General features: G+C 69.8%; 12 protein-coding genes and 2 pseudogenes. 4 read left to right on the top strand and 10 right to left on the bottom strand.

The window, feature by feature from the left end; all coding sequences use genetic code 11:
- Positions 1-79 precede the first annotated feature (79 nt).
- From ABKA17_RS40480 to ABKA17_RS40495, 4 genes are all read right to left on the bottom strand, one after another.
- Complete coding sequence (locus ABKA17_RS40480) at positions 80-1,024, bottom strand: alpha/beta fold hydrolase (protein ID WP_353697408.1); 945 nt, start codon at positions 1,022-1,024, stop codon at positions 80-82.
- 140 nt (positions 1,025-1,164) lie between these two features.
- A complete protein-coding gene (locus tag ABKA17_RS40485; protein ID WP_502994526.1) occupies positions 1,165-1,755 on the bottom strand; it encodes a Tn3 family transposase in 591 nt (196 codons plus the stop codon).
- A gap of 121 nt (positions 1,756-1,876) precedes the next feature.
- Positions 1,877-3,115 (bottom strand): FAD-dependent monooxygenase, encoded by a 1,239-nt coding sequence (locus ABKA17_RS40490; protein ID WP_353697410.1) that lies wholly within the window; start codon positions 3,113-3,115, stop codon positions 1,877-1,879.
- A 247-nt stretch (positions 3,116-3,362) separates the two neighbouring features.
- Positions 3,363-4,379, bottom strand: a complete 1,017-nt coding sequence (locus tag ABKA17_RS40495) for an NAD(P)/FAD-dependent oxidoreductase (RefSeq protein WP_353697479.1) — start codon at positions 4,377-4,379, stop codon at positions 3,363-3,365.
- A gap of 324 nt (positions 4,380-4,703) precedes the next feature.
- Here ABKA17_RS40495 and ABKA17_RS48000 point away from each other — a divergent pair.
- Positions 4,704-5,023: pseudogene (locus ABKA17_RS48000) on the top strand (IS3-like element ISPfr13 family transposase); the annotation flags it as partial.
- Positions 5,024-5,185: 162 nt separating this feature from the next.
- Here the strand turns inward: ABKA17_RS48000 and ABKA17_RS40500 are convergent.
- Complete coding sequence (locus ABKA17_RS40500; protein WP_353697411.1) at positions 5,186-6,001, bottom strand: oxidoreductase; 816 nt, start codon at positions 5,999-6,001, stop codon at positions 5,186-5,188.
- A 205-nt stretch (positions 6,002-6,206) separates the two neighbouring features.
- On the opposite strand from ABKA17_RS40500, the gene ABKA17_RS40505 reads away from it, so the two are divergent.
- Together ABKA17_RS40505 and ABKA17_RS40510 are read left to right on the top strand one after the other, a co-directional pair.
- Positions 6,207-6,830: a TetR/AcrR family transcriptional regulator gene (locus ABKA17_RS40505; RefSeq protein WP_353697412.1), complete on the top strand. Its 624-nt coding sequence runs from the start codon at positions 6,207-6,209 to the stop codon at positions 6,828-6,830.
- A gap of 921 nt (positions 6,831-7,751) precedes the next feature.
- The gene (locus ABKA17_RS40510; protein WP_353697480.1) at positions 7,752-8,474 is read left to right on the top strand and encodes a methyltransferase domain-containing protein; all 723 of its coding nucleotides are present in this window, start codon (positions 7,752-7,754) and stop codon (positions 8,472-8,474) included.
- 87 nt (positions 8,475-8,561) lie between these two features.
- Here the strand turns inward: ABKA17_RS40510 and ABKA17_RS40515 are convergent.
- Positions 8,562-8,751, bottom strand: a pseudogene (locus tag ABKA17_RS40515) (IS5-like element IS4811 family transposase); the annotation flags it as partial.
- Positions 8,752-8,962: 211 nt separating this feature from the next.
- Between ABKA17_RS40515 and ABKA17_RS40520 the strand changes: the two are divergent.
- Positions 8,963-9,208 (top strand): hypothetical protein, encoded by a 246-nt coding sequence (locus tag ABKA17_RS40520; RefSeq protein WP_353697413.1) that lies wholly within the window; start codon positions 8,963-8,965, stop codon positions 9,206-9,208.
- Between the two features lie 124 nt (positions 9,209-9,332).
- Here ABKA17_RS40520 and ABKA17_RS40525 read toward each other — a convergent pair whose 3' ends face one another.
- The 4 genes from ABKA17_RS40525 to ABKA17_RS40540 form a co-directional block, all read right to left on the bottom strand.
- Complete coding sequence (locus tag ABKA17_RS40525; protein WP_353697414.1) at positions 9,333-11,498, bottom strand: 3-hydroxyacyl-CoA dehydrogenase NAD-binding domain-containing protein; 2,166 nt, start codon at positions 11,496-11,498, stop codon at positions 9,333-9,335.
- 38 nt (positions 11,499-11,536) lie between these two features.
- Positions 11,537-12,751 (bottom strand): acetyl-CoA C-acetyltransferase, encoded by a 1,215-nt coding sequence (locus ABKA17_RS40530; RefSeq protein ID WP_353697415.1) that lies wholly within the window; start codon positions 12,749-12,751, stop codon positions 11,537-11,539.
- A gap of 143 nt (positions 12,752-12,894) precedes the next feature.
- Complete coding sequence (locus tag ABKA17_RS40535; RefSeq protein WP_353697416.1) at positions 12,895-14,442, bottom strand: acyl-CoA synthetase; 1,548 nt, start codon at positions 14,440-14,442, stop codon at positions 12,895-12,897.
- A gap of 61 nt (positions 14,443-14,503) precedes the next feature.
- Positions 14,504-15,904 carry an aldehyde dehydrogenase family protein gene (locus ABKA17_RS40540; RefSeq protein ID WP_353697417.1) on the bottom strand — a complete coding sequence of 467 codons (1,401 nt, stop codon included), beginning with the start codon at positions 15,902-15,904 and terminating at the stop codon, positions 14,504-14,506.
- Positions 15,905-15,911: the final 7 nt, after the last annotated feature.

Below are 15,911 nucleotides of genomic sequence, written 5' to 3' on the forward strand. Positions count from 1 at the left end.
GTGGCTTCGTAGCCACAACCTGCCGCACGGTGAACGGCCGATTCCGCACGCGCGCAGCCGCCCGTTCGACGTGGAGGGTTCAGGTGCGCGCGGGCGTCGTCTGCAGGAACAGTTCGAGCAGTGCCAGCAGCGTCTCTGGAGCGTCCTCGGTCGGGAAGTGGCCGGCACCGGGGATCTCGACCACGGGTGCGTCGGGGTAGCTGAGCTTGAACGACGGGATCACGTACTGGGGCAGCAGTGCGGTGTCGCGCATCCCGACGGCCAGCATCGCCGGTACGGCTCGCAGCGCGGCGACGGCTTCCATGGGCGGCGGGCCGGGCGGGGGGCCCTGCGGGCCCTCCAGGACCTGCCGGGGGAAGGCGATGACACCGCGGGACTCGGCGGGGGTGGGGAAGGGGCTGGAGTAGGCGCGGATCCAGGTCGGCGTGGCGATCTCCGGTCGGGCGACATGCTGTAGGTCGATCATCAGCTGGGCGATGGTGTGACCCGCGTTTCCGAGGATCTGCTCGAACGAACCGTCCGCGAGCGCCGAGTGGGCCCACTGGAACCACCGGCTCTCGGCGCCGTTGGCCTTCATCAGATCCTCGATGCCCTCGGCGAGCGGCAGCACGGTGTTCACCGCGAAGATCCGGGAGATCCGGCCGGGATTACGCAATGCGAACCCGGTGCCGATGGGGCCGCCCCAGTCACGGACCACCAGGGTGATGTCCGTGAGGTCGAGCGTGTCGACGAGCAACGATTCGAGATTGAGGATGTGTTCGCTCGCGTCGTACGTGCGGTCCTGCGGGGTCTCGCTCTTGCCGAAGCCCATGTGGTCGGGGACGATCACGCGGTGGTGGCGTGACAGCGGCCCGATCAGGTGGCGCCACTCGTAGCCCCAGGTGGGCTCGCCATGCAGCATGACGATCGCCTGACCGGGCTGTTCGGGGCCCTCGTCGACGTAGTGCTGGCGGAAGCCGGCCGCCTCGTTGAAACGGGCAGGGTACGGCCACGTGCCGTCGAACGTCTCGTCAGCAGCAATCATGGGATCTCGTGCCTTCCGGTGCGGTGTTGTCCGTACTGACCGCGGCCATGCGGTCCTGCGAAGCATTGGTTCTGAAGCAGCCTTCATCGGCTGGCTCGTTCTTGCGCCGAGCCGCGTACGACGCCCTGAACGTCATGAGTTCAACGTCCAAGCCGCCTTCGCGGCGTCGCGGGCCTGCAAGCCCGGACCAAGCCTGTCCGGTGACCGCAGGACCGTTGTGGACTGAACAGTAAGAAACCTAGATGGTTCTGTACTGGGTTGTCAAGAAGGGTCGCCGCGGCAGTGGCAATCAGCCCGGACGACCGGCGCGACCCACTGCCCGAGGTGGTCCACGGCGCGGTCCGCCGGGCGCCGCCGGTCAACGGCGACCCGTTCCTGTCCGGGGTGATGGTGATCTTGTCGGTGGCGTAGACGCCGAACCGGTTGATCCGCATCGTCTGGTACGGCGCCGGCGCGGCCAGATCCTCCGGTTTGATCTCCCAGCCCTCGGCGGCGAGCTGGCGCAGCACGCTCATCTTGCCCAAGGTGGTGTGGAAGATGACGGCGTCGGTCAACAGGGTGGAGAACTTGACGTCTCGACCGCAAGACCGGGATCGCGTGCAGCCGGTGCGGCACCCGCAGCCAGACCACGGTAGTCGCCACCCTCGACGCAGACCGGACCAGGCTCGTCGACCGCGGCTGCTACGACGCGTGGAGCAAGCAGCGCGGGTGAACCCCCATGCACCGGACAACAGCCTGTTCTCCGGTACATGACCCTCCCGGCCATCCCCGCGACCTGCGCCCGAGCATTCGTTCGACGAAGTTTCGGGCCCAGACGGCCTCGTTCTCCCGCTCGTATACGAGGAACTCCACTCACGCCGCGGCGGCGATATCCAGACTTTTCATCCGCGTACTCTTGGCCCTCGTCTTGGCGAGCAGCCGGCCGGCGATCGGCAGCCGGCCGAGGCGGATCATCACGGACCGAAGCAGCAACTCGGCGCGGTTGCCCGGGGTGAGGAAACCGCGCTGGCTCACACCGCTGCCGAGGTGGTAGTCGATGAACGGGCGCAGGTGGTCCTCCCAGTCCTGCAGCGCTCGTGGCACGTCGTGCGGGTGGCGTTCCAGCATGGTGCCGAGCAGGTCCGCCCCGGCCAGGCCGGCGGATGCCCCCATGCCGGAGTAAAGGGTCAGGCACCACGCGGCGTCGCCGACGAGCACGACTCGGCCGCGGTACCAGTGGTCGAGGTGCACCTGCTCGGTGGAGTCGAACAGGTGGTCCGGGGCCTTCTCGAACTGGTCGAGCAGCCAACCGAGCGTGGAGCCGGTGGGCTCGGGGCCGTAGGCGGCGCGCAGCGAGTCGATGGCCGGCCGGGTGAACTCGGCGTCCACGTCGTCGGTGCGGTAGGAGAACAGCACCGACGGCGGACGGTCGGCGAACGGGAACACCCACACCGATCGGCCCGCCTCGGCCATGGTCAGCCCGTCCTGTGGGCGGTAGCCAGGTATCTGCTCGGGCAGGCCGTACACGGCGATCATGTAGTTCAGCCGACGGATCGGGCTCGGCTCGGGCTCGAACGCAAGCCGGCGCACCGTCGAGCGCAATCCGTCCGCCCCGACCACCAGGTCGAACCGTTCGACGGTCGTCGTCTCCGTCGTCAGGTCGCGGATCTCGACGTCCACCCCGTCGGGGTCCTGGTCCAGCGCGATCGGCACGGTCGAGTACCGGATCTCGACCTCGTCGGGCAGGGCGGTGAAGGCCGCGTCTTCGATGTCGCCCCGCACCGTCAGTCGAGACCCGGGGAACACATCGGCGTAGCCCACACCGCGGCGGCGCCGGCCCGTGCGGTCGATGTCGTAGCTCACGCTTTCCGGAGCGACGCGATTCGACACCGCATCGGCGAAGCCCAGCCGTTCGGCGGCGGCGAGCCCGGCCCCGAACAGGGCGAGGAAGTATCCGCCGCGGCGCCGCTCGGGGGCCTTCTCCAGCACCACCACGTCCCAGCCCGCGCGATGCAGTCGCAGCGCGGAGGTGATCCCGCTTATCCCGAGGCCGACCACCAGAGCCCGCTGTCGCGATGTCGTGTTCTTGTCCATGGGATTGCGCTCCGACATTGCCGTGTCCTTCATCTTGTGGGGGGGGCGGCCGCTCAGGAAGCCGAGGATGTGGAGTCGTCGAGGCGGGCGAGGACGTCGAGGAGGGTGGCGTTGACCTCGGCGGGACGCTCCTGCTGCCTGCTCGCTGGGCATGACCGAAAACCGTCTGGAAACTGATCAGTTTCCAAGTGGGGGAACAGGTCACTCTCCTCGCCGACAAAGGTGAGGCGAGTGGGTGACGGGCTGTGATCTCAGGGCTTCGAGGTCATCGTGTGGCCGCTTGGGGGCTTGCCTCGGTGATCTTCTGGAGGGCCGCGTCGGTGTCCGCGGTGGCGAGCGTGCTGTTGATGTCGGCGCCGGCCAGGGCGCCGGCCGCTGCGGAGGCCCCGACCTGGGCGACCAGATCGGTGGCGTTGCCGGCCACCCACACACCCGGCACCTCGGTGGTGCCGGCCGGGCCGGAGGGGAAACCGCGGCCCTTGGGCAGGTCCTGCACTTCCAGGCCCAGACCTTCCAGGCCCTTTGTGCGGGCCTGCATCGGCGCGGCGACCGCGACGACGCGGCGGGCCACGACCTGGCCGTCGGCCAGGCGCACCCCGGCGAGGGCACCGCCGGTGTCGTTGACGACCTCGGTGACCGGGGTGTCGATGACGCGGATGCCGCGGGCAGCGAAGCGGGCGCGGCTGTCCTCGTCCAGGTCGGTGCCGTGGGTGAAGTAGGTCAGGTCCGCGGTCAGCTGGCGGAACAGATACGCGTGGTTGATGGAGGCGGGGCCGGTGGCGAGGATGCCGATGGGCTCGTCGCGTACCTCCCAGCCGTGGCAGTAGGGGCAGTGCACGACACTGTGTCCCCAGTGCTCGGCGAGCCCGGGCACCTCCGGGAGCACATCCGTCAGGCCGGTGGCGACCAGGATGCGGCGGGCGGTGATGCGGCGGCCGTCGGCCAGGGTGACGGTGAACCGCAGGTCCCCGTCCGCCGACGGGGCGGCAGGCTCGGCCGAGACCACCTCGCCGGACACGACGCGTCCGCCGTACTGGCGCACCTGTTCCCGGCCCCGGCGAAGGATCTCGGACGGCGGGGTGCCGTCCAGGGCGAGGAGGCCGTGCACGGCCTGAGCGGGGGCGTTGCGCGGGGAGCCGCTGTCGATCACGACGACCGAGCGGCGGGAGCGGGCGAGGATCAGTGCGCCGTTCAGCCCCGCGGCACCCCCGCCGATCACCACCGCGTCGACGGTCCCCTCAGCCAGCGCGTCACTCACGTACGCAGAAGTCGCCACAGCCATGGCCTCCTGCCCTTCCTTGTCAGTCATGGTTCGGTCAGCCCTTCGAGTTCCGGGTGATGGGAGGGGGGTCAGCTGTTCAGGAAGCCGAGGATGTGGTCGGCGACCGTCTTGGGCTGTTCGAGGTGCAGGAAGTGCCCTGCGCCGGGTTACGGCCCCGTACAGGTAGAGCGACGGGACCGAGAGGCGCCAGGCGTGCACGCAGCCTGTCCGGTGCGCTCAGGACGGTTGTGTACTGAACAGTCAGAAACCTAGGCGGTTCTGTACTGAGTTGTCAAGTGCGGTCGGCTTGATGCCGCATCTTTCTGAGTTGGAAGGATGCATGTCATACCGAAGAAGGTGGATCCCAAGCCGAGGGCCCGAGCCGTCCGGCTGGTGCTGTAGCACCGTGCCGAGTACCCGACCAAATACCGCAGCAGCGCTGACGGTGTCCAAGCAGGTCGGGGTAGGCAGAAGTAGTTGTGACGCTGGGGCGCTCAAGCCGAGATCGACGGTGGCGAGGCGCCCGGGGTCACGATCGAAGAGAACGAGGAGATCCGCCGACTGCGTGAGGACGCGGCGATTCTGAAGGCGGCTACAACTTTCTTCGTCGGGGAGCTCGACCCCCGCAACGGCTGATGGTCACCTTCATCGACGAGCAGCGTTCACCTGACGGTTCTGACCGACCGAGTTGAAGGTTGCACGCTGGTCACCGGGCGGAGATCCGCCCCATCCCGCAGTCCGCAGTCCGCAGTCCGCAACAACGCCATGTCAGAGTCCGCCCCGCTCCGCCCATCCCGGTGATCTCGCCGTGAGGGTCGACTGCGGGGTCAGCCGGCCAGTCGGTTGAGCTTGCGGATTTCTTTGTCGAAGGCGCGCGAGGGCACGATCCGGCGCAGGAGGCTCACGCGTTTGGCCATCGGGCCGGCGGGGTAGCGGAGCTTGGGCTTGGCATCGGTGGCGGCCGCGACGATCACCTTCGCGACAACGTCCGGGTCATCGGCGCTGCGCACGGCCGTGGCCAGCACATCACGGGCGACCTCCCGCTGCGCGGCGTAGACCGGCACGGGCGAGTCGGGTGCCATGCTGCTCGCCTCGAAACCCGTGCGCGTGTAGGTCGGCTCGACCAGCAGCATCCGCACGCCGTGCTCACGAAGCTCGTGGTCGACGGACTCGGCGTAGCCCTCGACCGCATGCTTGGTGGCGGCGTAGACGGCCATGAAGGGGGCTGGGATCCGACCGAGCATCGAGGAGACGTTGATCACGCGGCCACGGCGCTGGGCGCGCATGTGGGGCAGCACCGCGTTCGTCATCCGCATCAGGCCGAAGACATTGACGTCGAAGACCTCCTTGGCCTGGTCGATCGAGCTCTCCTCGCCCGCGCCGACCGCGCCCACGCCTGCGTTGTTGACCAGGACATCGATCCGGCCGAACCGCTCGATCACCTCCCTGACCAGGGAACGGACCGACTTGTCGCTGGCCACGTCGAGATCGAGGAACGTCACCCCGGCGATCGGCTTGGCCTTCGCCGCGTTGCGGCTCGTGCCGACCACCGCGAAGCCGGCGCCCACGAGGGCGAGCGCCGCCGCCCGCCCGATCCCGGAAGAGGCACCCGTCACAAGGGCCACTGGGGAAGCTGTCTGCATGGTGGTTCCTTCGGTTGCGGGAACGACTTCGTCGTGCCCTGCGCGGGGTCGCCTGGGCTCAGGTCGACACGGTCCCCACGATCCTGCAAGCCCGGACCAAACGCCTGTCCGGTGAGCTCAGGACCGTTGTGGACTGAACGGTAAGAAACCTAGATGGTTCTGTACTGGGTTGTCAAGAAGGGTGGGTCGGTCGTACCTTCGATGCATGGCCAGACCACGAAGTTTCGACCGCGACCACGTCCTGCATGCCGCCGAGCGGCAGTTCCGCACCTCGGGCTACAACGGCACCAGCGTCGACGACATCAGCGCCGCGACCGGCCTGGGCCGCGGCAGCCTCTACGGCGCGTTCGACGACAAGCACGGCGTGCTGATGCAGGCGATGACCAGCTACTTCGCCCGGATGGGGCAGGGTCCGCCCAAGATGCTCGCCGGACCGGACGAGGGTGCCCTGGAACGACTGCACGCCTACCTGCTCCGCGCCGTCCACGGGGTGCCGCTCGCCCCCGACGTACCCCCCGCCTCCGACCGGACGGGGGCGGCCTGCTTCGCCGCCAAGATGGCCCTGGAGATCGGCGCCTCCGACCCCGAGGTGCAACGCCTGGCCCACGACTGCTTCTCCGTGGTCCGCACGGCCGTGACCGAGTGCGTGCGAGCAGCCCAGCGCAACGGCGACATCGACCCCGACGCGGACCCCGACGACCTCGCCTACCTCCTGCTGACCGTCATCCGCGGCAGCGACGTCGTGGGCGCCTACGGCCACAGCCCCGACCGCCTCACCTCGATCGCGGAGAGCGCGTTCGCACTCCTGCCCCGCCCACGCCACCACTGACAAGGACACGGCCGGCCTCGCCGGAATTCGTGCCAGCGCTCCGCCGCGGTGCCCTCGTAGAGCTGGGTGCCGTCCCCGCGGATGCGGGCGGCGGTACGGATTCCCGCCGGGCGTCGACGATCGGCGACCGGTCCGACGGTCGCCATCCCGCGCGAGCGTCAGCCTGACGTCCTGCTCCCCGCGTGGCGGACGCCCCCGTACCACCGGGACCACAACCGGCACAGGCGACCACCCCGCTGACGCTCAGGATCACCCAGGCTCACGGCCACCACCGCGCACCCGGCCGCTCGTCACCGCCCAGGGGTTCCCATTCCAGCCGCACCGGCCACAGGTCTGCGAGATTCACCCCCGACCCGCTGCTGGACATCACGCCCGTGTTCGACGTCGAGACCAAGACGACGGGCTGCATGACCGCGCAGGACCACATCGTCCGTCCGAGCTGACGGCAATGGGCTTCCCCGCCTGTTCGCGAGGGTTCTCGGCGCCGGGCCCGGTGAAGGCCGGCCCCGGCCCGGTGACCGCGCCCGCCGTGGTCACCGTCCGACACACTTGACAATCCAGCACAGAACCGCCTAGGTTTCTGACTGTTCAGTCCATAACTGTCCTGAGCTCACCGGACAGGCTGCGTGCCCGCCCGGCGCCATCACCGTCCCGTCGCTCTACCTCCACGGGGCGGACGACAACTGCTTTTCCGTGGAGGTGAGCGACGGCACGGACGACCTGTTCACGAACGGCTTCGAACGCATCGTCATACCCGGCACAGGGCACCGGTCGCCAACCACATCCTGGGCTCCTGAACGGCCGATCCCCCGCCAATCTCCCAGAACTCGAAGGGTTGACCGAACCATGACTGACAAGGACAGGCAGGAGGCCATGGCTGTGACGACTCCTTTCGTGGAAAAGCACCGCGGCACCGAGGCCATGCTGGCCCTCCTCGACGCGATGGACCAGATGCCGAGCGCCATCCTGCTGCGGGCCCGCTCCTACGAACTGCTGTCTCCTGTCCCGGGCTCGTCTGTCGTGGACATCGGCTGCGGTGCCGGGCGGGCCGTCGCCGAGCTGGCCGAGCGTGGCGTCCACGCGGTAGGCGTGGATCCCGATCCGTGGATGCTGGCCGAGGCCCGGAAACGGTGGCCGGCGGCCGAGTTCCGGGAAGCGGGGGCGGAGGATCTGCCGTTCGCCGACGGAAGTGTGCGCGGCTACCGGGCCGACAAGGTCTTCCACGCACTTCAGGAGCCATGGCGCGCGGTGGCGGAAGCGCGGCGCGTCCTCTGCCCGGGCGGCAGGATCGTCCTGGTCGGGCAGGACTGGGACGCCATCATGGTCGACTCTGATGATGCGGCGCTCACCCGCACGATCGTGCACGCCCGCGCCGACCTCCTGAGCACACCCCGCGCCGCCCGCCAGTACCGCGACCTGCTCCTGGACGGCGGCTTCAACGACGTCACCGTCGAGGTGCACACCAGCGTGTTCACCGATCCCGCGATGCTGCCGCTCCTCACCGGGCTCGCCGAGTCGGCCTGCATGAGCGGTGCCGTCAGCCGTGACCAGGCCGATGAGTGGCTCGCCGAACAGCACCGACGCGCCGAGGCCGACCGCTTCCTCATCGCCATTCCGTTCTTCGTGGCTGCCGCCTCCGCCTAGAGAGCAGATGGAGCACGGGCTGCGCGGATCCGCTTGACCGCGGAACGGTGACCACGCCCGCCAGGCACTCGTGGCCGATGTGGGTTTCCCTGGCCCTGGTCATGAGGGTGATGACGGCCCAGACGATCAGGGCCTGAGTACTGGATGAGCCGTTCGTAGTCCCGGGCATGGCGGCGTGCGTGCATCATCCACGCGAGCGACCTCGACGACCTAGCTCGGGGCAGCACGACGAAGCCAGAGGCGTCCTGGGGCGGCTGACCGGCTTGACGGTCAGGTTGTCACCGGCCCGGCCGAACGGCCCGTCAGCTCGGCGAGCTCACAGCGGACCTCCGCCTGGTCGTCGAGTACGACGGCGACGATCCCGATCCGCACGAGCAGTGACACGACTCGTCGTCCGCGCCGGCCGCCGACGACGAGTACCGCGTGATCATTGAGGTCGGCCACAAGTACCGAGGTGCTCGCGCGAGGGGGCGTGCGGCGCTGTCCTGGTGGATCCCCGCCTGGCTGGGCCGTGTCTGCTGCCCGACCTGGACGTCGAGGGCGACAAGCTCACGCAGAAGATCCCGCTGTCCCGCTCCGCCGCCTCCGGCCTCACGGCGGGCCGCAGACCACCGAACCCGTCGGCTGCCCCTCGGCACCGTCTCCGGGCACGCGGCACACGCGTATCCGGCACTCCTCCAGGCGTGATCGACGCCCCGCGGGCATCGGTCTTCGACGCCGACGCCTGCGGCTGATCGCCGTCCTCCTCCGCCCGCTGAGCACGTAGCCGCGGCTCACGACCTCGCTACGGCCGGTCCGGCCGACCGCGGGACGGCGGCCGGGTCAGGCAGCCTCAAGTCAACCCGTTCCGCTGTCGTTTCACACGCGGTCGCCGGACGCGTCGGCCCTGGCCACCAGGGACGGCGTCGGAAGGAAGCGCTCACCGTAGCGGTCGGCCAGATCCCTGGCACGCGTCACGAAGCCCGCCACACCTCCCGGGTAGCCCTTGACGTACTGCACGACGCCCCCGGTCCATGCCGGAAAACCGATCCCCAGAAGAGACCCGATGTTGGCGTCCGCCTCGGACAGGATCACCCCTTCGTCGAAGCACCGCACAGCCTCCAACGCCTCGGCGAACAGCATCCGTTCCCGCATGTCCTCGAAAGGGATGCGGTGCCGGCCCGAGCCGAAGTGCTCCGCCAGGTCGGGCCACAGCCGAAGGCGCCTGCCCTCGGCGTACTCGTAGAAGCCGGCCCCCGCTGTCCTGCCTCCGCGGTGGAAGTCCCTCACCATGCGGCGCACGACGTCGTCCGCGCCGAAGACGGGCGCGTCCCGCCCCTCCTTCTCCAGGGCCTCGATCGTCTCCTCCCGGACCTTGAGCCAGAGGGTCAACGAGAGTTCGTCCACCAGTTGCAGAGGCGGCGCGGGATACCCGGCCTGGGCTCCCGCCTGCTCGATGGAGGCGGGCGGCAGCCCCTCCCCCACCATGGTCACGGCCTCGTTGACGAACGCCCCGATCACCCGGCTGGTGAAGAATCCCCGGCTGTCGTTGACCACGATCGGGGTCTTGCCGATCTGTCCCGCGAGGTCGATCGCCCGGGCCAGCGTGGCGTCGCTGGTCCGCTCGCCCCGGATGATCTCCAGCAACGGCATCCGCTCGACCGGCGAGAAGAAGTGCAGCCCGATGAAGTCCGCCTGGCGTTCGACGCCTTCGGCCAGCCCGGTGATCGGCAGGGTGGAGGTGTTGGAGCCGAGCAGCGCGGCGGGGGCCACGATCTCCTCGATCTCGGCGAAGACCTTGTGCTTGAGTTCCTGGCTCTCGAACACCGCCTCGATCACGACGTCGCAGCCGGTCAGGTCCGAGGGGAGTGCGGTGGCCGTGATCCTTGCCAGGACGGTGTCGGCGTCGGCCCGGGTCATCCGGCCCCGCTGTACCGCCTTGGCGAGGAGCCCGGCCGAATGGTCCCTGCCCTTCCCCGCGGCCTCGGCCGACACGTCTTTGAGGACGACCTCCAGTCCGGCCAGGGCGCAGACGTGGGCGATGCCCGCCCCCATCATGCCCGCGCCGAGGACACCGACCTTGTGTGCGACCGACTTCTCGTGGCCTTCGGGACGGGAGCCGCCGGACTGGATGTGCTGAAGGTCGTAGAAGAACGCCTGGATCATGTTCTTGGCGGTCTGTCCGGTCGCCAGCTCCACGAAGTAGCGCGACTCGATACGCAGCGCGGTGTCGAAGTCCACCTGCGCGCCCTCGACCGCCGCCGACAGGATGGCCCGCGGTGCGGGGACCGGTGCGCCCTTGAGCTGCTTGCGCAGATTCGCGGGGAGGGCGGGCAGGACGGCGGCGAAGGAGGGGGTGGACGGGGTGCCGCCCGGGATGCGGTGTCCCTTGGTGTCCCAGGGCTGCACCGGCTCCGGGTTCGCCCGGAGCCACGCCTTGGCCCGGGGCAGGAGTTCCGCAGCCGTGTCGACGACCTCGTCCACCAGGCCGATGGCCACTGCCGCCTGCGGTCGGTGCTTCTGCCCCTGGAGCAGCACTTTGAGCAGCGCGTCCTGAACGCCGAGCATGCGGACCGTGCGGACGATGCCACCACCGCCGGGCAGCAGGCCGAGAGTGACCTCGGGCAGCCCGATCCGGCAGCCCGGAGTGTCCGCGGCAATCCGGTGGTGACAGGCCAGGGCGATCTCGAGGCCGCCGCCGAGGGCGCTGCCGTTGATGGCGGCGACCACGGGCCTGCCCAGCCGTTCCAGCCTGCGCAGCTGGTCCTTGACCCGGGTGGCGGTGTCGAGGACCGACTGCGCGTCCTCGGGGCGCGCCGCCATGATGTCGTGCAGGTCGCCGCCGGCGAAGAAAGTCTTCTTGCCGGAGGTGATCACGACTCCGGTGACGGTGTCGCGCTCCGCTTCCAGCCGGTCGACGGCCCGGCCCATGGACGCGACGTAGGCGGCGTTCATGGTGTTGGCAGACTGGCCCGGGGCGTCCAGAGTCAGTACGACGACGCCGTCCTCGTCACGGGACCAGTGAATGGTGTCCTGCTCGCTCATGTCTCGTCTTCCTCTTCCCTACGACGTGTTGGACGGCGTCAGATGCGTTCGACGAGGGTCGCCACGCCCATGCCGCCCGCGACGCACAGGGTGACCACGGCCCGCCGGGCGCCACGGCGTTCCAGCTCGTCGAGGGCGGTGCCCACGAGCATGGCGCCGGTCGCGCCGAGGGGATGTCCGAGGGCGATGGCACCGCCGTTGACGTTGAGCTTCTCCAGTGGCACGCCCAGGTCCCTCGCGTACTTCAGGACCGCGGAGGCGAAGGCCTCGTTCATCTCGAACAGGTCGATGTCGTCGACCGTCAGCCCGGCGCGGGCGAGCAGCCTGCGAGTGGCCGGGATCGGGCCGGTCAGCATGATCGTGGGATCCGCCCCGGAGGTCGCGGCGCCGGTGATCCGGGCCCGGGGCGTGAGCCCGAGGTCGTGTCCAGCCTGCGCGGAGCCGAGGAGCAGCAGGGCCGCTCCGTCCACGACGCCGGAGGAGTTGCCGGCCGTGTGCCGGTGGTCGACGGACTCGACGTGGTGGTACTTCTGCAGGGCGACCGCGTCGAACCCGCCCGCCTCGCCGGCTTTGGCGAAGGCGGGCGGCAGCAGGCCCAGGCTCTCCGTGGTGGTTTCGGGCCGCAGGTGTTCGTCGCGGTCGAGGACGACCAGGCCGTTCTGGTCGGTCACCGGGATCACGGAGCCCGTGAACCGGCCCTCCTGCCAGGCCCGTGCCGCTCGCTCGTGCGAGCCCGCCGCGTACCGGTCGAGATCCGCGCGGGTGAAGCCCTCCATGGTGGCGAGGAGGTCGGCGGCGACGCCCTGCGGCACGAATCCCAGGTCGTAGGCGGTGGCCGGGTCGGCCGCGAGGGCTCCGCCGTCCGAGCCCATCGGTACCCGCGACATGGACTCCACGCCGCCCGCGAGGAACAGGTCGTCCCATCCGGAGCGGATCTTCTGCGCCGCGGTGTTGACCGCCTCCAGGCCGGAGCCGCAGAAGCGGTTGAGCTGGACGCCGGTCACGGTGTCCGGCAGTCCGGCCACGAGGGCGGCGGTGCGCGCGATGTCGGCGCCCTGGTCCCCCACCGGCGTGACGACGCCGAGGACGAGGTCGCTGAGACGGTCGAGGTCCAGAGTCGGGTTGCGCTTGCGCAGGGCGTCGATCAGCCCGACGACCAGGGAGACCGGTTTGGTGCCGTGCAGTGCGCCGGTGTTCTTGCCGCGGCCTCGCGGCGTGCGGATCGCATCGTAGACAAAGGCTTCGGTGGTCACAGGCGGCGGGCCTTTCCCGGCAGTAGATTTGAATCTTGGGTAGATTAGAAAACATGGATGCAGGTGACCGCAGGCGGCTTCCGGCCCATGCTGTAGGAGGCTCCGGCGGGTGGGCCCCTCGGTAAAAGACGGCTGCGCGCGGGTCAGACCAGTCGGGTGGCCTGACCCGCCCAGTACTCGTCCTTCAGCAGGCGCTTCAGGAGCTTGCCGTTGGGGTGCCGGGGCAGTTCCGCGCGGAAGTCCACCGAGCGCGGGCACTTCACGTGCCCCGCGCGGTCGCGGCAGTACGCGATGAGCCGTGCGGCTACGGCCTCGTCGGAGTCGGGGCCCGGCACCCGTGTGACGACGGCCTTGACCTGTTCGCCGAACTCCTCGTCCGGCACGCCGATCACCGCGACGTCCTCGACGTCCGGGTGGCTCGCCAGCAGGCTCTCGATCTCCTGGGGGTAGATGTTCACCCCGCCGCTGATGATCATGTTGCTGAGCCGGTCGGTGAGATGGAGGTAGCCGTCCTCATCCAGCCTGCCGATGTCGCCCATGGTGGCCAGACCGCCGGGCAGCTGTGCCGACCTGGTCTTGTCCGGGTCCTTGTAGTACTCGAACGGCGGCCCGCCGGAGAAGTAGACGACACCCTCCTGGCCGGGGGCGAGTTCCTCTCCATCCGCGCCGACGATGTGCACCCGGCCGACCACCGCCCGGCCGACGGCGCCTGGGTGCTCCAGCCACTCCGCGGTGGTGCACACGGTCATGCCATGCCCTTCGGAGCCCCCGTAGTACTCGACGAGGATCGGCCCCCACCAGTCGATCATGGCTTGTTTCACCTGCGGCGGGCACGGCGCCGCCGCGTGGATGGCGAAGCGGTGGGAGGACGGGTCGTACCCGCGCCGTACCTCCTCGGGCAGCCGGAGCAGGCGGGTGAACATGGTGGGCACCCACTGGCTGTGCGTGACATGGTGCTTCGCGATCGCCTCCAGGGCCAGGGCGGCGTCGAACTTCCGCAGCACGACCACGGTCCCGCCGACAGCCGTGACGCTGCGGGTCCATTTGGCCGGCGCCGCGTGGTAGAGCGGGGCCGGGGAGAGGTACACGGTGTCCTCGTCGACCTGGAACATGGCCAGGGCCGGTGCGGGGATCGGGGGCGTGGTGCCGAGCGGAGCGCCGACCGAGGTCGGCCTGATGCCCTTGGGCCTGCCCGTCGTACCGGAGGAGTACAGCATCTCGGAGCCCTCGACCGCGCCCGGGAGCGGTTCGGCGGGCTGGCCGCTCTTGAGGACGGACAGTTCCTCGGCCCCGTCGTAAGGCGTTGCGTCGAGGGTCAGAACGGCTACGCCGGGGACCGCCGCCCGTACCGCATCGAGGTGGACTGCCGCGGTCGTCGCGGAGAGGACCACGGCGCCGGCCTCGCAGTCCCTGACGATGTGCGCCACCTCGTCCGGGGCGAGGTGGGTGCTGATCAGCGTGTAGTAGAGGCCCGCGTAGTGCGCGCCCCACACCACCTCCAGGTAGTCGACACGGTTCTCCGCGCAGATCGCCACGTGGTCGCCCGGGGCGAGCCCGCGGCTCCCGAACACGCCCGCGATCCTGTTGGCGGCGTCGTCGAGCTCGCCGTAGGTGAGGACCTCGCCGGTGTCCGCCATGACGACCGCCGGTTTGGTCTCCTTGTCCCCCCGGTGCGCTCCGGGGTACCACATGGGTGAGTCTGGCGCTGGGTTGGGCATGGCGTCCTCGCTGGGGTGTCGGTCCGGCTGCGGGTCAGAGGATCCGGCGCATCATGCTCAGCGCCTTCTCGGTGTACGGCGGGTACATGGCGCGGGGGTCGGGTCTGAAGGTCTTGGCCAGTACGGCCTTGCGGTGGCTGAGCCGCTGGAAGCCCCACTCCCCGTGGTAGGCGCCGATCCCGCTGGCGCCGACCCCGCCGAACGGGAGGGAGGGGACGAGGCAGTGCATCGCGGCGTGGTTGACGACGGCGCCGCCGGCGGGGATCTCGTCCACGAGCCGGGTGCGTGCCGCCCTGCCTCTGGTGAAGACGTACAGGGCCAGCGGCTTCGGGCGTCGGGTGACGAAGCGTATGGCCTCGTCGGCCGAGTCGACGGTCAGCACGGGCAGGACGGGTCCGAAGATCTCCTCGGTCATGAGGGGTTCGTCGGGGGCCGGGTCCACGACGACTGTCGGCTCGACGGTCAGCGCGGCGCGGTCGGTGCCACCGCCGGTCACGACCGAGCCTTCGGTGGCGCCGAGGTAACCGGCGATCCGGTCGAACTGACGCTCGTTGACGATGCGCATCCCGCCGTCCTGGTCGGCTCGGAAAGCTTTCATGGACGCGACGATCCTGTCGACCAGTGCATCCCGGACCGTACGTTCCACGAGCACGTAGTCCGGTGCGACGCAGGTCTGTCCCGAGTTCATCAGCTTGACCCACGCTATGCGGCGCGCGGCGACGTCGAGGTCGGCGTCGGCCAGGACGATCGCCGGGCTTTTCCCGCCGAGTTCGAGGGTCACCGGGGTCAGCGTCGGAGCCGCTCCGGCCATGATCTTCTTGCCGATCTCGGTTCCGCCGGTGAACAGTACGTGGTCGAAGCCCAGGGCGAGGAGGTCCTGGGTCACCATGGCGTCGCCCTCGACCACCTTGACCGCCTCGGGGTCCAGGTACCGCGGGACCAGCCGTGCCAGCAGCGCGGAGGTGGCCGGGGCCAGCTCGGACGGCTTGAGTACGGCGCAGTTGCCCGCGGCCACCGCCGCGACCAGCGGGCCCAGGCTGAGGTACACCGGGTAGTTCCAGGGCCCGATGATCAGCACGACCCCGAGCGGCTCGTACTGCACCCAGCCCGACGCCGGCTGCTGGCTCAGCGGCATGCGCTGTCGCTGCCTCTTCATCCACGAGCGCAGATGCCGGCGTGCGTAGAGCGCCTCTCCCCGGGTGGAGGTGATGTCGCCCAGCCAGGACTCCGCGGCGCCGCGCCCGAGGTCCATGGCCAGGGCTTCGGCGATCTCCGTCTCGCGTTCCTCCACGAGCCGTGCGATGCCGTCGAGCTGCCGCTTGCGCCATTCCAGGCTCCGGGTGCGGCCGTCGGCGTGAACCGACCGCAGGGTCGCCATCAGTGCGTCGAGTCCGGCCGCCTCCTGGGCGGCCCGGGTGCTCGGTGAGGTGGCCATGTCCGTC

Origin of the sequence: Streptomyces sp. RG80, from assembly GCF_040446465.1 — a bacterium.
In the GTDB taxonomy this organism is placed as follows: Bacteria; Actinomycetota; Actinomycetes; order Streptomycetales; family Streptomycetaceae; genus Streptomyces.